Annotated in this window: 22 protein-coding genes and 1 tRNA gene; 11 read left to right on the forward strand and 12 right to left on the reverse strand. The window is 39.8% G+C overall.

Features of this window, described 5'->3' with window-relative positions:
- The first annotated feature begins 24 nt into the window (after positions 1 to 24).
- From SDEL_RS01535 to SDEL_RS01550, 4 genes are read left to right on the forward strand one after another with little or no spacing between them, the layout of a single operon-like run.
- Positions 25 to 945 carry a glycosyltransferase family 2 protein gene (locus SDEL_RS01535; protein WP_223295852.1) on the forward strand — a complete coding sequence of 307 codons (921 nt, stop codon included), beginning with the start codon at positions 25 to 27 and terminating at the stop codon, positions 943 to 945.
- Entirely contained in the window at positions 942 to 1,634 is a 693-nt protein-coding gene (locus tag SDEL_RS01540) for a WbqC family protein (protein WP_012856105.1), read from the forward strand. Before SDEL_RS01535 ends, SDEL_RS01540 begins: the two co-directional genes overlap by 4 nt.
- Positions 1,635 to 1,637: 3 nt before the next feature.
- Positions 1,638 to 2,771: a dTDP-4-amino-4,6-dideoxygalactose transaminase gene (gene rffA, locus SDEL_RS01545; protein WP_012856106.1), complete on the forward strand. Its 1,134-nt coding sequence runs from the start codon at positions 1,638 to 1,640 to the stop codon at positions 2,769 to 2,771.
- The gene (locus tag SDEL_RS01550) at positions 2,771 to 3,133 is read left to right on the forward strand and encodes an EamA family transporter (RefSeq protein WP_012856107.1); all 363 of its coding nucleotides are present in this window, start codon (positions 2,771 to 2,773) and stop codon (positions 3,131 to 3,133) included. Before rffA ends, SDEL_RS01550 begins: the two co-directional genes overlap by 1 nt.
- 40 nt (positions 3,134 to 3,173) lie before the next feature.
- On the opposite strand, the gene SDEL_RS01555 is transcribed toward SDEL_RS01550, so the two are convergent.
- The gene (locus SDEL_RS01555) at positions 3,174 to 3,482 is read right to left on the reverse strand and encodes an EF-hand domain-containing protein (RefSeq protein ID WP_012856108.1); all 309 of its coding nucleotides are present in this window, start codon (positions 3,480 to 3,482) and stop codon (positions 3,174 to 3,176) included.
- Positions 3,479 to 4,117 carry a DUF4405 domain-containing protein gene (locus tag SDEL_RS11600; protein ID WP_012856109.1) on the reverse strand — a complete coding sequence of 213 codons (639 nt, stop codon included), beginning with the start codon at positions 4,115 to 4,117 and terminating at the stop codon, positions 3,479 to 3,481. The genes SDEL_RS01555 and SDEL_RS11600 overlap by 4 nt, the downstream gene beginning before the upstream one ends.
- A gap of 120 nt (positions 4,118 to 4,237) precedes the next feature.
- Here SDEL_RS11600 and SDEL_RS01565 point away from each other — a divergent pair, with 120 nt between their 5' ends.
- The 3 genes from SDEL_RS01565 to SDEL_RS01575 are packed head-to-tail and all read left to right on the forward strand — an operon-like array spanning position 4,238 to position 7,535.
- On the forward strand, positions 4,238 to 5,167 hold the full coding sequence (locus tag SDEL_RS01565; protein WP_012856110.1) for a ribose-phosphate pyrophosphokinase: 930 nt from the start codon (positions 4,238 to 4,240) through the stop codon (positions 5,165 to 5,167).
- On the forward strand, positions 5,167 to 6,960 hold the full coding sequence (lepA, locus tag SDEL_RS01570; protein WP_012856111.1) for a translation elongation factor 4: 1,794 nt from the start codon (positions 5,167 to 5,169) through the stop codon (positions 6,958 to 6,960). Before SDEL_RS01565 ends, lepA begins: the two co-directional genes overlap by 1 nt.
- Positions 6,961 to 6,962: 2 nt before the next feature.
- Positions 6,963 to 7,535 carry a ComF family protein gene (locus tag SDEL_RS01575; protein WP_012856112.1) on the forward strand — a complete coding sequence of 191 codons (573 nt, stop codon included), beginning with the start codon at positions 6,963 to 6,965 and terminating at the stop codon, positions 7,533 to 7,535.
- Between the two features lie 79 nt (positions 7,536 to 7,614).
- On the opposite strand, the gene SDEL_RS01580 is transcribed toward SDEL_RS01575, so the two are convergent.
- Positions 7,615 to 8,157, reverse strand: a complete 543-nt coding sequence (locus tag SDEL_RS01580) for a hydrolase (RefSeq protein WP_012856113.1) — start codon at positions 8,155 to 8,157, stop codon at positions 7,615 to 7,617.
- A gap of 81 nt (positions 8,158 to 8,238) precedes the next feature.
- Positions 8,239 to 9,552, reverse strand: coding sequence for an MFS transporter (locus SDEL_RS01585; RefSeq protein ID WP_012856114.1), 1,314 nt, complete (start codon positions 9,550 to 9,552; stop codon positions 8,239 to 8,241).
- A gap of 185 nt (positions 9,553 to 9,737) precedes the next feature.
- Between SDEL_RS01585 and SDEL_RS01590 the strand changes: the two genes are divergently transcribed.
- Complete coding sequence (locus SDEL_RS01590; protein ID WP_012856115.1) at positions 9,738 to 11,234, forward strand: aldehyde dehydrogenase family protein; 1,497 nt, start codon at positions 9,738 to 9,740, stop codon at positions 11,232 to 11,234.
- A gap of 47 nt (positions 11,235 to 11,281) precedes the next feature.
- On the forward strand, positions 11,282 to 11,629 hold the full coding sequence (locus SDEL_RS01595) for a DUF779 domain-containing protein (protein WP_012856116.1): 348 nt from the start codon (positions 11,282 to 11,284) through the stop codon (positions 11,627 to 11,629).
- A 78-nt stretch (positions 11,630 to 11,707) separates the two neighbouring features.
- Here the strand turns inward: SDEL_RS01595 and SDEL_RS01600 are convergent.
- Positions 11,708 to 11,782, reverse strand: a tRNA-Asn gene (locus SDEL_RS01600).
- A gap of 170 nt (positions 11,783 to 11,952) precedes the next feature.
- Here SDEL_RS01600 and SDEL_RS01605 point away from each other — a divergent pair.
- Together SDEL_RS01605 and SDEL_RS01610 are read left to right on the forward strand one after the other, a co-directional pair.
- Positions 11,953 to 12,906 carry a TAXI family TRAP transporter solute-binding subunit gene (locus SDEL_RS01605; RefSeq protein ID WP_012856117.1) on the forward strand — a complete coding sequence of 318 codons (954 nt, stop codon included), beginning with the start codon at positions 11,953 to 11,955 and terminating at the stop codon, positions 12,904 to 12,906.
- 60 nt (positions 12,907 to 12,966) lie between these two features.
- Positions 12,967 to 15,042, forward strand: a complete 2,076-nt coding sequence (locus tag SDEL_RS01610; protein WP_012856118.1) for a TRAP transporter permease — start codon at positions 12,967 to 12,969, stop codon at positions 15,040 to 15,042.
- Between the two features lie 171 nt (positions 15,043 to 15,213).
- On the opposite strand, the gene SDEL_RS01615 is transcribed toward SDEL_RS01610, so the two are convergent.
- The 7 genes from SDEL_RS01615 to SDEL_RS01645 all read right to left on the reverse strand — a co-directional run bounded on the left by SDEL_RS01615 (position 15,214) and on the right by SDEL_RS01645 (position 20,815).
- The gene (locus SDEL_RS01615) at positions 15,214 to 16,125 is read right to left on the reverse strand and encodes a radical SAM protein (protein WP_012856119.1); all 912 of its coding nucleotides are present in this window, start codon (positions 16,123 to 16,125) and stop codon (positions 15,214 to 15,216) included.
- A gap of 52 nt (positions 16,126 to 16,177) precedes the next feature.
- A complete protein-coding gene (gene hemE, locus SDEL_RS01620) occupies positions 16,178 to 17,200 on the reverse strand; it encodes a uroporphyrinogen decarboxylase (protein WP_012856120.1) in 1,023 nt (340 codons plus the stop codon).
- Positions 17,200 to 17,709 carry a YqhA family protein gene (locus tag SDEL_RS01625; RefSeq protein WP_012856121.1) on the reverse strand — a complete coding sequence of 170 codons (510 nt, stop codon included), beginning with the start codon at positions 17,707 to 17,709 and terminating at the stop codon, positions 17,200 to 17,202. The genes hemE and SDEL_RS01625 overlap by 1 nt, the downstream gene beginning before the upstream one ends.
- On the reverse strand, positions 17,706 to 18,737 hold the full coding sequence (locus SDEL_RS01630) for an aspartate-semialdehyde dehydrogenase (RefSeq protein ID WP_012856122.1): 1,032 nt from the start codon (positions 18,735 to 18,737) through the stop codon (positions 17,706 to 17,708). The genes SDEL_RS01625 and SDEL_RS01630 overlap by 4 nt, the downstream gene beginning before the upstream one ends.
- 90 nt (positions 18,738 to 18,827) lie before the next feature.
- Positions 18,828 to 19,985, reverse strand: coding sequence for a sigma-54-dependent transcriptional regulator (locus SDEL_RS01635; RefSeq protein WP_012856123.1), 1,158 nt, complete (start codon positions 19,983 to 19,985; stop codon positions 18,828 to 18,830).
- Positions 19,986 to 20,012: 27 nt separating this feature from the next.
- The gene (locus SDEL_RS01640) at positions 20,013 to 20,402 is read right to left on the reverse strand and encodes a hypothetical protein (protein ID WP_012856124.1); all 390 of its coding nucleotides are present in this window, start codon (positions 20,400 to 20,402) and stop codon (positions 20,013 to 20,015) included.
- Positions 20,378 to 20,815, reverse strand: a complete 438-nt coding sequence (locus SDEL_RS01645) for an LPP20 family lipoprotein (RefSeq protein WP_012856125.1) — start codon at positions 20,813 to 20,815, stop codon at positions 20,378 to 20,380. The genes SDEL_RS01640 and SDEL_RS01645 overlap by 25 nt, the downstream gene beginning before the upstream one ends.
- Between the last annotated feature and the right edge of the window lie 8 nt (positions 20,816 to 20,823).

Raw genomic sequence — 20,823 nt, forward strand, 5'->3', positions numbered from 1 at the left:
TAAAGGGTATATACCTTGGAGTCAGTGAAAATAAGTGTGGTTTCTCCCGTTTATGGCTGCAAAGAGTCGCTTTTTGAGTTATATGAGCGCTTAGTCGAAACGCTTTCTCAGATTAGCAATCAATTTGAAATTATTTTTGTGAACGATGCCTGTCCACAAGGTTCGTGGGAGCGCATTGTGATGCTGTGCGCACGGGATGAAAGGGTTAAAGGAATTAATCTCTCCCGTAACTTTGGTCAGCATTATGCTATCACAGCAGGATTGGATCATGCCAAAGGCGAGTGGGTGGTGGTGATGGATTGTGATTTGCAAGATAAGCCTGAAGAGATTATCAAGCTTTACAACACGGCACGTGATGGTTATGATATTGTGTTTGGCAGACGTGTAGAGAGGCAGGATAGCTTTTTTAAACGGTTAGGTTCTCGTGCGTTTAATAGAGTGTTGGACTATTTTACCGATAGTAAGCATGATAATTCGATTGCTAATTTTGGTATTTACTCCCATAAAGTGATTGAAACGATTAATCGTTACCGTGAGCATAGCCGTGACTTTTTACTCTTTGCACAAATGGTGGGATTTAAAAAAATCGAAATTGATATCGAACATGCGGCAAGGGTTTATGGCAGTTCGTCTTATAATCTTTCAAAATTGATTCGTTTAGCGATTGATTCGATTGTATCGCATTCGAACAAACCCCTTCGCCTCTCGATTCAATTAGGTTTTTTTATTGCGTTAGGCAGTTTGGTGTATGCGTGCTGGTTAGTTTTGCGTTACTTTCTTTATGGCACTGCCACTGAGGGTTGGACGAGTTTAATGGTGTCAATGTTCTTTATGTTTGGTCTTTTATTTGCCATTATTGGCATTGTAGGGCTTTACATTGGCAAGATTTTTGATGAGGTGAAAAGACGCCCCCTTTATATTATTCAAGAGACAATTAATTTATGAAAAAAGTAGCAATTTTACAGTCAAATTATATCCCGTGGAAGGGGTATTTTGACATTATTGGCAGTGTGGATGAGTTTGTATTGTACGATGATATGCAATACACGAAAAATGATTGGCGTAACCGCAATAAGATTAAAACCCAAAATGGTTTGCAGTGGCTCAGTATTGCTGTGCGGCAGGAGAGTTTGCATCAAAAAATCAATGAGACGATGATAACCGATGCTAAGTGGCATGTGAATCATTGGAAAAGCATTGCGCAAAGTTATGCTAAGGCGCCCTTTTTTAAAGCCTACAAAGAGCAGTTTGAAGCGCTGTACGCAGGAGCGACACAGACACATATTAGCGAGATTAATCGTTATTTTATTGATGCATTGTGCAAAATGCTTGAGATTAAAACAAAAATTCGAGACTCCAGAGAGTTTGTTTTAGCGGAGGGCAAAAGTGAAAGACTGTTGGCATTGTGTCAAGAATTAGGGGCAACGACCTATTTGAGTGGTCCAGCCGCACGTGATTATTTGGATGAGTCCATTTTTGAAAAAGCAGGGATTGGCGTGGAGTGGATGGATTATAGTGGGTATGCTGAGTATCACCAACTGTTTCCTCCCTTTGAGCATGGGGTGAGTGTGATAGATTTAATTTTAAATGAGGGCGAAAACGCCAAACATTTTCTTAAAAGTACAGGAAAATAAACAATGATACATTTCAATAAACCGCCTCGAACAGGCAACGAAGATAAGTACGTTTTAGAAGCGATGAATAGTGTAAAAATGTCAGGAGACGGCACTTTTGGTAAAGCGTGTCAAGCATGGTTTGAAAAGCGCTATGGTTGTGCGAAAACGCTTTTAACGCCTTCATGCACGCACGCACTTGAAATGGCGGCTTTGCTTTTGGACATTAAAGAGGGTGATGAGGTCATTATGCCAAGCTACACCTTTGTGAGCACTGCTGATGCATTTGCGCTCCGTGGGGCAAAAATTGTTTTTGTAGATATTCGACCTGAAACCATGAACATTGATGAGCGTTTAATTGAAGCGGCGATTACGCCTAAAACAAGAGCGATTGTGCCTGTGCATTATGCGGGTGTTGGGTGTGAGATGGATGTGATTATGGAGATTGCCTTACGTCACAACCTCTTTGTGGTTGAAGATGCGGCACAAGGTTTTGAAGCAACCTATAAGGGTAAGCCTTTAGGAACCATCGGGCATTTAGGTGCGTTTAGTTTTCACGAAACCAAAAATGTGACCAGCGGCGGTGAAGGTGGATTATTACTCATTAACGATGAACAGTTTGTCCATCGTGCGGAGATTATTCGTGAAAAAGGAACCAATCGCAGTCAGTTTTTTAGAGGTATGGTCGATAAATACGGTTGGATGGATATAGGTAGCAGTTATCTGCCCAGTGAGCTTCAAGCGGCTTATCTTTGGGGGCAACTTGAAAAAGCTGAGTTGATACAAGAACACCGTCTAAATGCATGGAAAGCGTACTATGACAGGCTTGAGCCTTTGGAGAAAAAAGGGTTCATTGAATTGGCACATATACCAGAGGGATGTGTGCATAATGCGCATATGTTCTATTTTAAAGTCAAAGATTTAGAAGAGCGAACCGCACTTTTAGAGAAATTCAAAGAAGCAAATATTGGCGCTGTTTTTCATTATCTTCCTTTGCACAGTGCTCCAGCAGGACTTAAATACGGTCGTATGGTTGGTGAAGATGTCTATACGACCAAAGAGAGTGAACGATTGGTTCGTTTGCCCCTTTATTATGGCATTAGCCTTGAAGAAATTGATGCGGTGTGCGAAATTTTAATCAAATGGAGCGAGTGCTAATGGCGCATTTATACATTTTTGGAACGATTTTTTTTACCGTGTATGGGCAGTTAGTGATTAAGTGGCGTATTCCAAACTATGGGCATTTGCCTGAGGAAACGCTTGAAAAAATAGTTTTTTTATTGAAACTGTTTTTAGACCCATTTATTTTAAGTGGCTTTGTCTCCGCTTTTGTAGCCTCATTGTGCTGGATGGCGGCGATGACAAAGTTTGAGCTGAGCTACGCCTATCCGTTTATGGGGTTGACGTTTGTGGTGGTTTTTATCTCTTCAGTCTTTTTGTTTTCAGAGAGTGTTACCCTCTACAAAGTGTTAGGACTTGCTCTTATTGTTTTAGGAATTTTTATCTCCAGTCGTGCGTAAAAAAAGGCGAAAATCAATTCGCCTTTTTTACATGTAAAGGCTATTGTCTACCTTTTCCACCTCTTTCTTGTCTACGTTCTAGTTGTCCTTTTTGATACTCATCTTTGGTAATTTTTCCATCTTTATTGGCATCAAAAACGCCAAATTCTGGAGAGTTGATGGCATTTCGCATCGGCATATTGGCTTCAGCCTTTGCACTCATCCGCTCATTTTTTACACTTTGAAACTCCTCTTGCGTGATGATGTTATCTTTGTTGGTATCATAAGCTTCAAAAGCCACAGGACCTCTTGAGGTATTGGCCGCATTTAAGAGACCTACGAATGCGAGTAACAGACAGATTTTTCTCATTTTAACTCCTTTTTTTGAGATGTTTTGAGTGTATTTAAAAGCTGAGAGGGTTTTACATGTAACGATTCTCCAAGTTCTTTAAGGGTAGAAGTTTCTGTGGCAGGAACCCCTTGTTCTTCAAAGAATATCAAAGCAGTTTGAAGTTCAAACGCATGTTGAATGCTTGCTTCTTTTAGGCTTAGTTTTCCAAAGCCACCGCCCTCAAAAGAGAGCTTTTTTTGAGGTTCTATACGGGTTTGAGGCTGCTCCCACGAGGCTTTAAGATTTTCTTGAAAGGTCAAAAAAGTGCTAAAAGGAATCCACTGATAGAGCGTTCCTATGAGAAAGAAGAGGGTGATTCCAAGAGCTAAGAGAAACTCTTTGGTTAAAAGTGAAAACTCTCTGATTTTGTTTCTAAAATAGCTGAATAACGCTTTGTAATTAAGGTAAATATGAAGAAACATACCGACTAAAAAAAGAAGCATAAAGCTTACATGTAAAGCAGAAAACTCTGTTTTTTCCAATCCAAAAAGCTCCCAATGCGTTGCGTTGGCAACTCTTCCTTTGGGTGCTAAAAAAAGGACAATGCCCGTATAGCTCATGATAAAAAAAGAGAATAAAAGTGAGAGTGAAATAAAACGACGTAAACTGTTCATAAGAAGCCTCCTAAAAGCTCTTTTGACATTATGGCACTTTAGGATTAAAAAAGTATTAACGCTCACTTAAGTCCCTATGCGGTAGAATAAAGCATTATTTAATGTAAAGGAAATATGATTATGAGAGGCTATAAAGTCTTTGCAGGAACGGCAAATCCAGAGTTTGCAAAAAGAGTGGCTAAACATCTTTCTTTGCCTCTTTCGGCAGCTGAAATTAAGCGTTTTAGCGATGGTGAAATCAGTGTTCAAGTGAGTGAGAGTGTACGTGGAAAAGATGTGTTTATTATTCAGTCAACGTGTGCACCTGCTAATATTAACTTGATGGAGTTGTTAATTTTAACAGATGCTCTCAGACGAAGTTCAGCCAATAGCATTACCGCTGTTGTTCCTTACTTTGGATACGCAAGACAAGATAGAAAAGCTGCTCCTAGGGTTCCTATTACGGCAAAATTGGTTGCCAATATGATGCAAACAGCGGGGATTGACCGTGTGGTAACGATTGATTTGCATGCGGGACAAATTCAAGGCTTTTTTGATATTCCTGTGGATAATTTGTATGGTTCTATCGTTTTTAATGACTACGTTAAAGCGAAAAATCTTAAAAATCCTATTATTGCAAGTCCTGATATTGGCGGCGTTGCAAGGGCTAGAAGTTTCGCAAAACTTTTAGGCGTGGATATGGTCATTGTCGATAAGCGTCGTGAAAAGGCTAATGAATCTGAAGTGATGAATATCATTGGTGATGTGAGTGGCAAAGATGTTATTTTAGTGGATGATATGATTGATACGGCTGGAACCATTGTGAAAGCGGCTGAAGTGTTAAAGAAAAAAGGGGCAACCAGTGTTATGGCGTGTTGTACCCATGCGGTTTTAAGTGGTCCTGCGTATGAGCGTTTGGCAAAAGGTGAATTGGACGAATTGGTTGTCACTGACACTATTCCGTTAAAAGAAGCGAATGAGAGAATTAAAGTCCTTAGTGTTGCCCCTGTTTTTGCTGAAGTGATTCGTCGTGTCTATCACAATGAAAGCGTCAATGGACTCTTTATCTAATGCAGAAACATATTCGAAATTTCTCAATTATTGCGCATATTGACCATGGTAAGAGCACGTTAGCAGATCGTCTCATTCAAGAGTGTGGTGCGGTGAGTGCGCGTGAAATGACCGCACAGATGATGGATACCATGGACATCGAAAAAGAGCGTGGCATTACCATCAAAGCGCAAAGTGTTCGTTTGACGTACGTTAAAGATGGACAGCCGTATATTCTTAATCTCATCGACACCCCAGGTCACGTCGATTTTTCCTATGAAGTGAGTCGTTCTTTAGCCTCCAGCGATGGTGCACTTTTGGTCGTTGATGCCTCTCAAGGTGTGGAAGCACAAACGATTGCCAATGTCTATATTGCCCTTGAAAATAACCTAGAAATTATCCCCGTGCTCAATAAAATCGACCTTCCTGCTGCTGATCCTGATCGAGTGAAAGATGAGATTGAGCATACGATTGGGCTTGATTGTTCTGAAGCACTCAGTGTCAGTGCTAAAAGTGGTATTGGGATTAGAGAACTTCTTGATACATTGGTCGATAAAATCCCAGCTCCCACGGGCGATGAGAATGCTCCAACCAAAGCGCTGATTTATGATAGTTGGTTTGACAACTATTTGGGTGCACTCGCCCTTGTACGTGTGTATGATGGCTCCATTAAAAAAGGGCAAGAAGTCTATGTTATGGGTACAGGTAAAAAACACGAAGTCTTAAACTTGATGTATCCGCACCCTTTAGCGATGCAAAAAACAATGGAAATTAGAACAGGTGAAGTGGGCATTGTGGTTTTGGGTCTTAAAAACGTAGGGGATGTTCGTGTTGGTGATACCATTACGGATAATCACAACAAAACCGCTGAAGCAGTTGGAGGCTTTAAAGAAGTCAAACAGTTTGTTTTTGCGGGACTTTACCCCATTGAAACCGATAAATTTGAAGAACTTAGAGATGCATTAGACAAGCTTAAACTCAATGACTCAAGCATTTCGTATGAGCCTGAAACATCTGCCGCACTTGGCTTTGGTTTTCGGGTTGGCTTTTTGGGACTTTTGCATATGGAAGTCATTAAAGAGCGATTGGAGCGAGAGTTTGATCTTGATTTGATTGCCACTGCGCCAACGGTTACCTATAAAGTTAAAACAACAAAAGGGGAAGTGCTTGATATTCAAAATCCAAGCCAACTTCCACCCGTCAATGAATTTGAAGAGATTTCTGAGCCGTATGTGAAAGCAACAGTTTTAACACCGACGGAGTTTTTAGGGAATATCATCATTTTGATGAACAACAAACGGGGTATTCAAAAAAAGATGGATTATTTAAGCCCTGAGCGTGTACTTTTAGAATACGAAATTCCCCTCAATGAAATCGTGATGGACTTTTACGACAAACTCAAATCCGTCTCCAAAGGCTATGCTAGCTTTGATTATGAACCGATTGGGTATCAAGTCGGTGATTTGGTGAAGCTTGATTTACTCGTTGCTGGTGAGCCTGTGGATGCACTTTCTATCATCGTACCACGTGTGAGTGCACAAAGCAGAGGTCGTGATTTTGTTAAAGCGATGAAAGAGATCGTTCCACGACAACTGTTTGAAGTGGCGATTCAAGCCAGCATTGGTACCAAAGTCATTGCACGAGAAACCGTTAAATCTATGGGTAAAAATGTGACTGCTAAATGTTACGGTGGTGACATTACCAGAAAGCGTAAACTCTTAGAAAAACAAAAAGAGGGAAAGAAGCGAATGAAATCCATTGGAAAAGTTCAGCTCCCTCAAGAAGCCTTTTTAACCATTCTTAAAATTGACTAATCATGCGTTGCCATCTGTGTTTAAAGCTCAGTTGGCAACCGCTTTGTAAAACCTGTCTCTCAACTTTTTTAACGCCAACACCTGCTTTTAGAATCCTCAAAGATGGGCTTCGGGTTTACTCTTTTTATCGTTACAGCGATATTGCTCCCTTACTACATACCAAGCATACCTTTGTGGGTGCAAAGATTTTTGCTCAATTAGGACGTCATACTTTTTATGAATTTCTCAAAACCTTTGAATTGCCCAAAGGCATATATGCGCTCCCCATTGATGATCATATAAGACACGGTTATTCACATAGCGCCATTTTAGCCAAGGCAACCAAGCCCTATCTCACACCCCTGTATGGAAGTTTAAGAGCGCAAAATCATAAGAGCTATTCGGGAAAAAGCCGAGCGTTTCGAGAGGCAAATAAACGGGATTTTAGGATTACATGTAAAGAGGGAATGGATGTCATTTTGATTGATGACATCATTACCACAGGCTCCACCTTAAAAGAGGCGCATAAGGCACTGCAAGAGCTGGGTGTGCATGTGCTATTTGCCCTTGTATTAGCCGATGCGAAAGAGGGATAAAGGCTTTACATGTAAAAAAGTAGCCTCGTCCCCTTTATTGTCTCTTTATTTTCTTTATTTTTTTCAAAATCGTTTAATTTTACTTCACTATCTGACTCATTGCTTTAAAAACAGGGTCTTTAGCGCTATCACACAACTCAAACAACACGGACTCATACGTCATGGGAATGACACCTGCTTGTACCATACGATGAAGGGCGATTTCGTGGTCAGCCCGTTTGCGTGAACCCGAACAGTCCACGACCAAAAAAGGTTGTATGCCCATCTGCACCAAATCCAAACACGTCTGCATCACACATACATGCGTCTCTATGCCAAAGACGATGGCACTTTTTTTCTTACATGTAAGCAATGCTTCATGCAAAGAAGCGTTTTGGCAACAACTAAACGTTACTTTCTCAAACACTTCCTTGTGTGGTAGTTGCTCCCTAAGGCTTGAAATCGTATGACCTAAACCTTGAGGATACTGTTCATTGAGAAATAACGGCATATCAAAAAGTGTTACACCTTGTAATAATTTATTCATATTGGCTTCTAATTCTTCATGATTATCCATGTGTACCATCAAACGCTCTTGAATATCAACCACTAAAACCATCGTTTCGCCTCGAACCAAACGCATCGAAACTCCTTTTTGAATAAATGAATAAATGGAAACTGTCCCCTTTATCCTTTATTTAAAAGGCTTTACATGTAAAGCCTTTTAAATATCCTCGCAGAGTGTTTCTTCTACATTCTTAGCCATCAAGTACCAGCCAATCAACGCACCTAAAACATAAACAGCCATGACGTACAATCCTGCAGCGTATTTGTTAAAGAAATTCGCCAAAATAGGAATGAGAAATGAGGTTAAAGCCCCTGTAATCGCATAAGAGATATTAAACGAAAATGCGACACCGCTGTAACGTACTTTCGCAGGGAAGGCTCTCACCATATAGTAAGGAAATGCACCCACAATACCAATGCTAAAACCGACAATAGGATAAGCAAGGTATAAAAATGTGACACCAAAAGAGAGGGTGAAGAAGAAGAGAATAGTGGCTAAAATAACGAAAACACAGCCCCATAAAATCACTTTGCCAATGGAAAATTTATCGGCTAGATAGCCATAAAAAACACAGCCCAATGCTAAAGCCGCTGTGGCTAAAAGACGTGAAAAAGAAACATCCATTTCTTCAAAGTGAAACTGTCCTTGCAGATAAACGTGTGCAGTCACGATAATCACCATGATCCCAGCAGAGAGTACCCATGTGAGTAAGATAGAAAGGATGGTTTGTGGGAGATGATGCGATAGGACATTCCACACAGGAAGCTTTTTAGACTCCTCTTGTTTAGTACGCTTTTGCATCTCAAGAAAAATAGGTGTCTCTTTAAGCCAACGTCTTAAATACATCGCAATAAAGCCGAAGATACCACCCATAATAAAAGGAATTCTCCACGCCCAATCGTGCATCTCCTGAGCATTAAAATTGCTTTGCATCATGATAGAAACCAATGAACCCAATAAAATCCCCAGTGTCAATCCTGAAGTCAGCGTTCCACACGCAAGTCCTACTTTATCTTTAGGAACATGTTCTGCGACAAATGTCCACGCTCCTGGAATTTCACCACCCACAGCTAAGCCTTGAGAAATACGTAAAATCAACAGTAAAACAGGCGCAATGTAACCCAGTTCAGCATAGGTTGGTAAACAACCAATGAGCAAGGTAGGCACTGCCATGAGAAGAATACTAAAGGTAAACATACGTTTTCTGCCAAACAAATCGCCAAAGTGCGCCATCACAACACCACCAAAAGGACGTGCTAAATAACCAGCGGCAAAGATACCAAAGGTTTGAAGTTGGCTAAGCCAAATAGGCATATCAGTAGGAAAAAAAAGTGAGCCAATCACTTTTGAGAAAAAGACAAAAATAATAAAATCATAAAATTCCAGTGCTCCACCAAAAGCAGAAAGGGAGAGCGTTTTATAATCTTGTGTATTTAAGAACCTCTTTGAAGCCTGTGTGTGCTGTTTCATGGTCAAAATCCCTTTTTCAATAAAAGAGAAAAGTATAACAAAATCTTCTGTATTACATATAAGAAAATGGTTAAAAATTAAAAAAGAGAGTTAATTTTTCTTTTGTTTCGCTTGTTAAAGATTTATGGAATAAAGTTTTTCACGGATAAAAATTATCCGAATCTACTTAAGGAAAGGTGGCTTTTATGGTGTACAGTAAACCCGTCTATCAATCACAGTATGAGAATTTTATTGGGGGTGAGTGGATTGCTCCTATCAATGGTGAGTATTTTGACAATCTTTCTCCTGTCGATGGAGAACTTTTAACGAAGATTCCTCGCTCAAGTACGGCCGATGTTGATGCTGCCGTGGCAGCCGCAAAGAAGGCATTTGAGAGCTATAAACATTTTTCAGTCATTCAAAGAAGTGACATGCTCAATAAGATTGCCGATAAAATAGAGGCAAATTTAGAGTTTTTAGCGATTTCTGAAACCTTAGATAATGGAAAGGCTGTTCGTGAAACTTTAGCAGCAGATTTGCCTTTGGTGGTCGATCATTTTCGCTACTTTGCCTCAGTGATTCGTAGTGAAGCAGGAAGCGTGGCAGATTTGGATGAAAATACCATCTCACAAGAGGTTTATGAGCCACTGGGTGTTGTTGCGCAAATTATTCCGTGGAATTTTCCACTTTTAATGGCGGCATGGAAGATTGCTCCAGCTTTGGCTGCTGGAAACTGCGTGGTGATTAAACCTGCGAGTGCGACACCTTTATCTATTTTACTTTTGATGGAGACGATTCAAGAGGTCTTGCCCAAAGGGGTGATCAATGTCATCAACGGTGCAGGTGGAAAAATCGGTAAACATCTCTCCACCCACCCTGACATTAAAAAAGTAGGCTTTACAGGAGAGACAACCACGGGTCAGCTGATTATGCAGTATGCTACTGAAAATATCATTCCTTCAACCCTTGAGTTAGGAGGTAAATCACCCAATATTTTCTTTCCCTCTGTGATGGCACACGATGATGACTTTTTGGATAAAGCGATTGAAGGACTTGTTTTATTTGCGTTTAACAGCGGCGAAGTGTGCACATGCCCATCACGTGCACTGATACATGAGTCTATTTATGAGCCTTTTATGAAACGGGTTTTGGAGAGAGTTAAAGCGATTAGTCAAGAGAATCCTTTGGATGCAACCACAAGAATGGGGGCACAAGCCTCACTTAATCAAAAAGAGAAAATTTTGGAGTACATTCGCATTGGAAAAGAAGAGGGGGCGCAGTGTTTAATCGGTGGTGAAGCCTATGAAAACAAAACTTATCCCAAAGGAAATTACATTCAGCCCACCATCTTTAAAGGGCACAATAAAATGCGCATTTTCCAAGAAGAGATTTTTGGACCAGTGCTTTGTGTTACCACATTTAAAGATGAGGCAGAAGCTCTCTCTATTGCCAATGACACCATTTATGGTTTAGGCTCAGGCGTTTGGTCTAGGGATATGCATGAAATCCACCGTATGTCACGTGGCATTGAAGCGGGTCGTGTGTGGGTGAATTGCTATCATCTCTATCCTTCTCATGCCTCGTTTGGAGGGTATAAAAAATCAGGTATTGGGCGAGAAACCCATATGATGATGCTCAATGCGTATCGTCACACTAAAAATATCTTAACCTCTTTTACCCAAAAACCTTTAGGATTTTTTTAATACCAACGGCACGGGCTTTCCCGTGCTTTTTTTCATAAGGAGTCTTTATGGCATTGCAAAGAGTGGTGGCGACACCTGAAGCGCTAAAAGTGATTGAACGACTCAAAAAAGAGTATGGCGAACTGGTTTTTAACCAAAGTGGTGGCTGTTGCGATGGTACGGCTCCGATGTGTTATGAAAAAAAAGATTTTCATGTTCCTTCTCGCAATGTAAAGCTTGGAGAAGTGGGCGGATGTGAATTTTTTATAGATCCTGATCAATTTGAATATTTTCGGTATTGTCAAATTATTTTAGATGTTAAAGAGGAGAAGAGTGCGTTTGGTAACTCTTTTTCATTGGAAATTGATGAGGGGTATCAGTTTATTACGCTTTCTCGTCTCTTAGAATCAGAGTAAACATTGTTACATGTAAAAATATCATTATGAAATAGACTCAATTAAAAATGGTAAATATTTTAGGGGATTAAAAAAGAGTGGCTCCGAATGCTGGATTCGAACCAGCGACCAAGTGATTAACAGTCACCTACTCTACCGCTGAGCTAATTCGGAACACTTAATCTGTTAAGAGGTCGAAATTATAGTAAAAAAATATTTGATTGTCAAGAGATAAATCAAAAAATATAAAAAAAAGTGCGATTGCTTATTTTTACATCATTTCATTCAAGGAAAAGTCAGTCAAAACATAGTACGATTATAACCTACACTAATAAGGAGTTATTATGAAAAGGAAACTTGCTCTATTAACACTTGCGGGGGCACTCAGTGTTCCGATGGTGGCTGCTGAATTTATTACCATTGGTACAGGAAGTGTCACAGGTACGTATTATCCAACGGGTGGTGCGATTTGTCAAATGGTCAATAAAAACAAAAAAGAGACCAACATTCGTTGTTCTGTGGAATCCACAGGTGGTTCTGTTTACAATGTCAATACCATCAAAGCGGGTGAGCTTGATTTTGGTATTTCGCAAAGTGATACAGCGTATCAGGCTTTTAAAGGCGAGGGTAAGTTTCAAGGTGCTGCGGCAGTTCCTGAGCTTCGAAGTGCCATAGCAATCTATCCAGAATTGCTTGCGCTTGTTGTGAGTCAAAAATCAGGGATTAAGAGTATCACTGATTTAAAAGGTAAAAAGATTAATTTAGACTCCCCCGGTTCGGGCACGCATATGACAGCAGATTTGGTATTTGAAGCGTTTGGTATTAAAGCATCTGATCTTGCATTGGCAAATGAGTTAAAAGTAAGCGAAGGTCCTACAATGCTTCAAGACAATCATATTGATGGTTATTTCTTTGTTGCAGGACATCCAACAGCGAACATCAAAGATGCGGCAAACTCTGTCGATATCAGCATTGTACCTATCGATGGTCCACAAATTGACGTATTGTTGAAAAAATATCCTTATTACGCCAAAGGAATCATCTCAGGTTCTTACTATAAAGGTGTTCCGAATGATGTTCCAAGTATTGGTGTGAAAGCGGTTCTTGTCACAAGTACTAAAGTTAAAGATGAAGTGGTGTATCAAGTGGTGAAAACCATTTTAGACAATTTTGAAAAATTCAAAGAACTCCATCCTTCGTATAAAACAATCACCAAAGAGAGTTTGTTAGAAGGGTTAAGTATTCCTCAGCATCCAGGTGCGATTAGAGCATTTAAAGAGGCTGGAATTTTAAAATAATTTTTTACATGTAAGGCTTTGAATTCAAGGCCTTACAGAGTCATATTAAAGGGTTAATGCGTGAAAACACTTGAAGAACGACTGGATGATGCGAAACTCATCAGTGAATTTGAAGGGCACAGAGATTTTGAAAGCACAACATGGCAATATTGGTTTGTCGCTGCGATTGCTTTTTGCTGGTCTTTATATCAACTTTATATCGTCATCGATCCAGGAAACAGTGCTCATGTAAGAGCAATTCACTTGGCTTTTGGTATTGCGTTAGCTTTTTCAATGCATGCGATGAGCAAAAGTATTAAACTTCAATCGGTTATTACATGGTACGATTTTGTCATTATGTTGGTAGGTATTGCTGCTGTTTTATACCAATGGTATGCCTATAGAGATCTGGCAATGCGTTCGGGTGCGTGGACACAGACAGATATTATCGTGGGAATTGTCACTATTTTAGTCGTACTTGAAGCATCCAGAAGAGTTATGGGGCTTCCATTGATGCTAGCGGCGGTTGTTTTTTTACTGTATGATTATTTTGGTCCTTATCTACCCGATATGATTGCACACAAAGGTGCAAGTATCAATAAAATGATGGGACAAATGGTGTTAACCACCGAGGGTATTTTTGGTGTACCATTGGGTGTGAGTGCAAGTTTTGTCTTTTTATTTGTTTTGTTTGGTTCTTTACTGGATAAAGCAGGGGCAGGTGAATATTTTATTAAAGTTTCTTATACGATTTTGGGTAAATACGATGGAGGTCCTGCTAAAGCAGCGGTTGCGGCTTCGGGTATGTTTGGTATGATTTCAGGCTCTTCTATTGCCAATACGGTAACGGTAGGAACATTTACAATTCCTCTGATGAAGCGTCTTGGGTTTAGTTCACACAAAGCAGCAGCGGTTGAGACGGCAGCTTCGGTTAATGGTCAGTTGATGCCTCCTATTATGGGTGCTGCGGCATTTATTATGGCAGAGTTTTTAGGATTAGATTATACGGATATCGTTTTTGCGGCGTTTATCCCTGCTTTTACCTGTTATGCGGCACTTTTTTATATTGTGCATATTGAAGCCAAAAAACATGGCTTAAAAGGAGAAGATTCTAGTACCTTGGGTCGTACATGGCCTATTTTTATTCGAGGTATTCACTATCTGATTCCTATCTTTTTCTTGGTCTATACACTTATTGTTTTACGACAATCAGCACAAAGTGCGGCGTTTAGTGCCATTATGTTTTTGATGATTATTATGGTCGTTCAAAAACCATTTAAAGCTTACTTAAATAAAGAAAAAATAACCCTTCCTCTTGTGATGGAAGGTTTTGCTGATATTGGAAATGGTATGGTTGCGGGTGGTAAAAATATGGTCTCTATCGCCGTTGCAACGGCAGTTGCAGGTATCATCGTAGGGTCTGTAACACTCACAGGAATTGGTTTGGTTCTTGCTGAGGTGATTGATAATCTCTCTGGAGGTTACATCTTAGGGGTTCTTTTCTTAACAGCATTTGTTTCATTGGTTCTGGGTATGGGGCTTCCAACAACTGCCAATTATATTGTTATGGCAGCCTTAACCGCACCAATTATCATGGAATTAGCAGGCAATAGTGGTTATTTGATTCCTACGATTGCGGCGCATATGTTTGTTTTTTATTTTGGTATTTTAGCCGATGACACGCCACCTGTGGGAATGGCGGCTTATGCTTCTGCGGCGATTGCAAAGAGTGATCCTATTATTACGGGTATTCAGTCGTTTATTTACGATATTCGAACAGCTATCTTGCCGTTTATGTTCTTCTTTAACAATGAGCTTTTACTCATTGGTGGCGTTGATCCAGAAGATCCTAATGATGCTTCAAAATGGCAGTGGATTACCAATCCTTTCGAAATTGCTCTTATTTTTGGTGGTGCAATTTTGGGTATGTTTGCTTTCACTTCGGCGACACAGGGATTTATTTTAAGAAAAGTAAACATGATTGAACGAATAAGCTTAATTGTGGTGATTCCATTTTTAATGTTGCCTAAATTGATGGCTGTCAAACTTGGATTGCCTAGTCATTATATCTCTTATCTCATTGGTCTTGGCATCTATGGATTTATCTATTTCAATCAGCGCATTCAGTACAAAAAAGCGCAAGCTCTTCTTGTTTAAAATATAAAGTGGGTGATTTCACCCACTCTTCTTTATAAGAGTTCTTGCAGAACTCTTAACACGCCTTTAAAGCAAAGCTCTAAAGACTACGTTAACACTAAGTTTTCTTAGCCCAAAAGACCGTACACCCTTGGTGCTTTTCCTTCTTGCAAAATGAGTTTTGCAAGAAGTCTATACGACTTTATAAAAATCTACCCCTGCGATATTCTTTACATGTAAAACATTCTGAGCAACTAAGTCTTGAAGGTTTTGAAGACTTTGTTCATCAAAACAAAGGGCGATATCTTCAAAGCTTTGCGGTCTACGTTTGAGAAGGGCTATAATCTCTTCGGGAGAAAAATGACGTTTTTCGGCAATATAATTTTTTTTATAAGCAATCGTTACATGTAAATCTTTTAATAGCCCTGCTAATTCAATCAACCGCTCCATACTGACACCTTTGACGTCATACGCAGGAGGACGGTCAATCGTTCCTACATCAATGCGATCAGGCTGAATTTCTTGGAGAACTTTGTGGAGCGCTTCGAATGCCTCAGTTGTATCGTTTAAGCCTTGAACAACCAAAATTTCAATCACCAATTCACCGTGATAGATTTTTCGAAAAGCCTTCATTCCCTCAATAATAGTCTCAATGTAAATCCCTTTATGAGGACGATCGAGTTTTTTAAAACATTTTGGATGTACACAATCCAAAGAGAGTTTGACGATATCGAGTTTTGATAGCATAGTTTGAATGGCAGGTTTATCAATCGTTGAGCCATTGGAGAGAATGAGCAGTTTATGCTCTTTTTTAATCGGAATGATTGCATCAATTAATTCACCCAAATAGGGATATAAGGTTGGTTCACCATTGGCAGTTAATGTAATGACATCAATCGTATGGTGTTTTTGCAAAGCAATCTTTAGCGCATCCATAATCTCTTGAACAGAAGGGCTATTGGTGGCAGTATCGACTGTTTTTGCCCCTTTAAGTTCACAGTAAAGACAATCAAAATTGCACTGTTTCCTATCAGGGCTTAAATCAATACCCAACGATTGTCCAAAACGCCTAGAAGTAATGGGTCCAAAGATAAGAGAGCTCATAGAAAAATCCTTACATGTAAAAAGAGGTTGCCCTCTTCATGAGGGCAAAAGATTAGAGTTTTGTGCGAGATTGAACCTGCTGAATAAAATATTTGGCGTTTTCAACAGGAATATCAGGCAAAATACCATGCCCTAAGTTGAAGACATGACGTTCATTTTTCATGACCGAGACAATGTGTGAAATACCCGCATCAATCGCCTCTTTGCTATAAAGACGGGTTGGTTCCATATTGCCTTGAAGGACATATTTATGCCCTAATTTCTCTTTAGCTAATTCCATTGGCGTTGACCAATCAACCCCAAAAACATCAAACTCACCATCAATCTTATCAAGATATCCACTAATGCCTTTAGGAAATAAAATCACAGGGACATGGGGATACTTGCCTTTAAGATAAGCGCTTATCTCTTTCATATACGCCCAGCTAAATTCAAAGTAAGCACTTTCCTCAAGTGCCGCTGCCCATGAGTCAAAAATCATCACGACGTCTGCACCACTTTGAATCTGACGCTCCATATAGCCTTTTAAGACCTCTGTGACTTTACTGAGTAAAGCATGCATAAACGAAGGATTGGTATAAATGAGTTTTTTCACTAAAGCGTACGTCTTCGTTCCTTGCCCTTCAATCATATAGGTCGCAAGTGTCCACGGCGCACCACAAAAACCAATCAGTGCTTTATCGGCTGCGAGTTTGCCTCGAATTAAGCGAATCGTCTCATACACATACTCTAAACCATTGATTGCTTTTTGAACATCGAGCGCATCAAGGTCAGCTTGATTTTTAATCGGATGTGAAAAAACAGGACCTTCGCCTTTTAAAAACTGAAGTTCCATTCCCATTTCTAAAGGCACAACCAAAATATCACTAAATAAAATAGCTGCATCAACCCCTAAAATATCTACAGGTTGAAGGGTCACTTCACACGCTTTTTGTGGGTCTTTGCACAAAGAGAGAAAATCACCCGCTTGTGCCCTTACTTCCATATATTCTGGCAAATAACGTCCCGCTTGTCGCATCATCCAAACAGGAGTATAGGGTGTTTTTTTACCCAAACACGCATCAACAAAAATCATCAGTGTTTTCCACCTTTATGTAAAAAATAGAGTCCCAAAGAGAGTGCTAAAATAGATAAAGAGAGGTAGAGCATCTCTAGGGCATCTTTATATTCTGAATGTAAAACACGTTGAAAAAAGCTTACGACCAAAACCATCACAATGACTTTGGCAATTTTGTCTTTAAGCTCATCAAGGGAGCGTACATACAAAATCTTGTCGCCTCCTGTGCCCTTTGCCACATCAATATCAGAGATAAAGAGTTCGTAAATACCAAAACCAAAAATCAAAAGCACAACGGCAATCAAGTACAAATCAACAGCACCGATAATTTCTGCAACAATATCCGCATGAAAATTTTCTGGATGCAGACCTGTAAAAAAATAAGCATAGACTTGAGTCAGTACGTGGTACAAATCTGCACTTGCGAGTAGAAAAAGGGCAAAGGCAGAAAGGATACTAAAAATAACCGCCAGAAGCGTTACCATTCTACTGGACCAAAGTCCTTTTTCAAACCATTTCTCTATCATTTTTCTTCTTCTAATTGAATCCATTTTTGAGCGATTCTTACCGCATTGGTTGCAGCCCCCACACGAATCTGGTCTGCGACACACCACAAATGAAGGACGTTGTCACGGTTGATATCTTTACGGATTCTTCCCACATAGGTTTCATTGGTATCGGTTGAGATAATAGGCATTGGATACTCTTTTTTCTCTGGATTATCAATGACAACAACATTTTCTGCGTTTTTTAAAGCTTCGATAGCTTTTTCTAAATTGACATCGTTTTCAAAATGAATGGTAATCGCCTCAGAGTGGCTTCTCATAACAGGAACACGCACACATGTGGCACTGATTTCCATTTTTTTACCCAAGATTTTTTGGGTTTCATTGACCATTTTCATCTCTTCTTTCGTGTAAGCATTGTCCATAAAAACGTCAATATGAGGAATAACATTTAAAGCGATTTGATGCGCAAAAGTTTTAGGTTCACACTGGTCAAGTTTAAAAGCAAAAAAGTCTTGCATTTGGTTGACTAACTCTTCCATACCATTTTTACCAGCACCGCTGACTGCTTGATAGGTTGCAACATCGACACGGGTAATGTTAAAGAGCTCATCTAAAGGTTTTAAAACCTGTACCATTTGAATGGTTGAACAGTTTGGGTTGGCAATAATACCTCTATTTTGCCACTGTTCAATATCCGCAGGATTGCATTCAGGAACCACCAAAGGAACATCGGCGTCCATTCTAAAATGGCTGGTATTGTCAATCACAACGGCACCCGCTTCGGCTGCATAAGGAGCGTAATGTGCTGAAATGTCACCTCCCGCACTAAAAAATGCGATTTCCACATCATTCTCTTCAAATGCTTTTTCAGTGAGTTCTAGCACTTTATACGTTTTGCCTTTTAGTTCAACCTCTAAACCGACACTTTTACGGCTTGCTAGAGGTATGAGGGTATTGACTGGAAAATCTACCTCTTCTAAAACACGAACCAACTCTTCCCCAACGGCACCCGTAGCTCCAACGATGGCTACATTGTACTTTTTCATTGTTTAACCTTATTATTTTGTATGAGACTTTTTTAATAACCTAATAGGATGAAGGTATTAAGTTATCAAAAAAGTCTATGTTACATGTTATCAATAACTATGACGACTCTCTAAAAAAAGATCCTCTTTGCTGATAGCTTCCGCATCACTTAGAATAACAGCTCTTTCAACGACAGAGATGAGTTCTCGAATATTTCCTGGCCAAGGATAACGCATCAGTGATTCGATGGCTTCTTCTGAAAAATAGCGTTTTTGCAAACCATACTTTTGAATCACCCTCCCTAAAATGACCTCACAAATAGGCATAATCTCCTCTTTACGTTGTCTTAATGGAGGAATTTCGATAGGAATGGTATTGAGTCGATAATACAAATCCTCACGGAAACGCCCTTCTTTGATATTTTTCTGAATATCTGCATTGGTTGCGGAGACAATGCGCACATCAATCGGAATCTCTTTGGTTCCACCCACACGCACCATCACACGTTCTTGAATGACACGTAGAAGTTTGGCTTGAAGCATCATGGGCATTTCACCAATTTCATCTAAAAAAAGTGTGCCCCCATGAGCAACTTCAAAATACCCTTTTTTCTCAGTCGTGGCATCTGTAAATGCCCCTTTTTCATAACCAAAAAGTTCACTTTCTAGTAAATTTTCAGGAATGGCTGCCATATTAATGGCGACAAAAGGGTTCTTAGCACGTGGAGAGTTTTTGTGAACATAATTCGCAAATAACTCTTTCCCCACACCACTTTCACCTAAGAGTAATACGCTCACATCTGTTTTAGCGGCTTTTCGTGCCATAAGGAGTGCTTTATCTAAAGCAGGTGAGGTAGCGATAAAATCGTTGCTGGTCTCTTTGAGTGTTTCTATCTTTTCAGGGGTCTCTTTCACTTTGCTTCGAATTTTATCGTGTCGTTTAATCGCTTCAACAAGGGTTTCAATCTCAAAGGGTTTGGTTAAAAAGTCTTTGACACCCAAACGTACCGACTCAATGGCACGGCTAAGCGTTGCATTACCTGTGATAACGATAATATCGTAAAGCCCATCAAGTTTTTTGATAAATTCGATACCATCCATACCTGGCATATTAATGTCTGTGACGATTAAATCAACACTAGTGTCAATCTTTTTGAGTGCATCCAAAGCACTTTTGTAGCTCGATATTTTAAATTCTTCATACTCTCCTAGGGCAATTTCTAGGGATTTTCGCATATTTATATCGTCTTCTACAATGGCAATGTGCATTTTTTAAATGTTCCTGCTAAAAAGGTTTTACCGAACGGTTTTTATGGTAGCAAATTCATCTTTAAAATCTACTGTAAAGCGAATAGGCTCAATGATAAGCTCAACCCTGTCATTATTGTGTTTCGTATAGGTTTCGCTACGAGAAATAAGATGGGAAGCAAGGGGATAAAAACAGGGTAAAAGAGTGTCAAAGTGTTGTCGTAAAAAGGTCTCTTCGGGAATTTTCGTGGGATTGCTAAGCACAATTTTACATAACACCTCTTCGGTTCCTTCATAAGGAACACTCAAACGTGCAATGTTCTTTTGCTCATAAATCACAAGAGAATTTGCAGTGACGATTTTGTATGAAAACCAAAACCGTTCACTGCAAAAAAGTACTTGCGTGAAAAGAATTAATAGGCAAAAAGTTCGTGCCACCTACGTGCGCTCATTGTGATTTCCATGCGAACACTGTATAAACCATCTTTAAACATAGCATCCGTGATAGCAGCGTCTTTAACAAGGGCATTAACCGATGCGACAATACGAGAATCTTTCAATGCCGCATCTTTAACCGTTTCGCTAGAATTGATTTTAACGCCATAGAGCTTTTCCCCTAACTGACGATATCCGTCTGTAATGGCGGCACGTTTTGCAAGGGCGATAGCTTGTGCTGGAGAGACTGTGTTTTGTGGTGCAATTCCTTCTCCATAGACAACAAATGACTTTTCGTTACTAAAATCATATGCAGCAGCTTTTGGATCTTTTACAGGCGCTTCTTTACTCGCACATCCAGAGACCAACATGACTAACCCTAAGCTTGTCAAAAGTGTTATAAACCATCTACTCATGCATACAC

Origin of the sequence: Sulfurospirillum deleyianum DSM 6946 (assembly GCF_000024885.1) — a bacterium.
GTDB lineage: Bacteria > Campylobacterota > Campylobacteria > Campylobacterales > Sulfurospirillaceae > Sulfurospirillum > Sulfurospirillum deleyianum.

What these genes read in the sequence shown, in the direction of transcription:
- SDEL_RS01540 (WP_012856105.1), top strand. Translation starts at nt 942, where the DNA reads ATGAAAAAAGTAGCAATTTTACAGTCAAATTATATCCCGTGGAAGGGG.
- SDEL_RS01585 (WP_012856114.1), bottom strand. Translation starts at nt 9,552, where the DNA reads ATGAAACAGCACACACAGGCTTCAAAGAGGTTCTTAAATACACAAGAT.
- SDEL_RS01625 (WP_012856121.1), bottom strand. Translation starts at nt 17,709, where the DNA reads ATGATAGAGAAATGGTTTGAAAAAGGACTTTGGTCCAGTAGAATGGTA.
- SDEL_RS01550 (WP_012856107.1), top strand. Translation starts at nt 2,771, where the DNA reads ATGGCGCATTTATACATTTTTGGAACGATTTTTTTTACCGTGTATGGG.
- SDEL_RS01635 (WP_012856123.1), bottom strand. Translation starts at nt 19,985, where the DNA reads ATGCACATTGCCATTGTAGAAGACGATATAAATATGCGAAAATCCCTA.
- SDEL_RS01565 (WP_012856110.1), top strand. Translation starts at nt 4,238, where the DNA reads ATGAGAGGCTATAAAGTCTTTGCAGGAACGGCAAATCCAGAGTTTGCA.
- SDEL_RS01555 (WP_012856108.1), bottom strand. Translation starts at nt 3,482, where the DNA reads ATGAGAAAAATCTGTCTGTTACTCGCATTCGTAGGTCTCTTAAATGCG.
- SDEL_RS01630 (WP_012856122.1), bottom strand. Translation starts at nt 18,737, where the DNA reads ATGAAAAAGTACAATGTAGCCATCGTTGGAGCTACGGGTGCCGTTGGG.
- SDEL_RS01595 (WP_012856116.1), top strand. Translation starts at nt 11,282, where the DNA reads ATGGCATTGCAAAGAGTGGTGGCGACACCTGAAGCGCTAAAAGTGATT.
- lepA (WP_012856111.1), top strand. Translation starts at nt 5,167, where the DNA reads ATGCAGAAACATATTCGAAATTTCTCAATTATTGCGCATATTGACCAT.
- SDEL_RS01605 (WP_012856117.1), top strand. Translation starts at nt 11,953, where the DNA reads ATGAAAAGGAAACTTGCTCTATTAACACTTGCGGGGGCACTCAGTGTT.
- SDEL_RS01575 (WP_012856112.1), top strand. Translation starts at nt 6,963, where the DNA reads ATGCGTTGCCATCTGTGTTTAAAGCTCAGTTGGCAACCGCTTTGTAAA.
- SDEL_RS01590 (WP_012856115.1), top strand. Translation starts at nt 9,738, where the DNA reads ATGGTGTACAGTAAACCCGTCTATCAATCACAGTATGAGAATTTTATT.
- SDEL_RS01645 (WP_012856125.1), bottom strand. Translation starts at nt 20,815, where the DNA reads ATGAGTAGATGGTTTATAACACTTTTGACAAGCTTAGGGTTAGTCATG.
- SDEL_RS11600 (WP_012856109.1), bottom strand. Translation starts at nt 4,117, where the DNA reads ATGAACAGTTTACGTCGTTTTATTTCACTCTCACTTTTATTCTCTTTT.
- SDEL_RS01580 (WP_012856113.1), bottom strand. Translation starts at nt 8,157, where the DNA reads ATGCGTTTGGTTCGAGGCGAAACGATGGTTTTAGTGGTTGATATTCAA.
- hemE (WP_012856120.1), bottom strand. Translation starts at nt 17,200, where the DNA reads ATGATTTTTGTTGATGCGTGTTTGGGTAAAAAAACACCCTATACTCCT.
- SDEL_RS01615 (WP_012856119.1), bottom strand. Translation starts at nt 16,125, where the DNA reads ATGAGCTCTCTTATCTTTGGACCCATTACTTCTAGGCGTTTTGGACAA.
- rffA (WP_012856106.1), top strand. Translation starts at nt 1,638, where the DNA reads ATGATACATTTCAATAAACCGCCTCGAACAGGCAACGAAGATAAGTAC.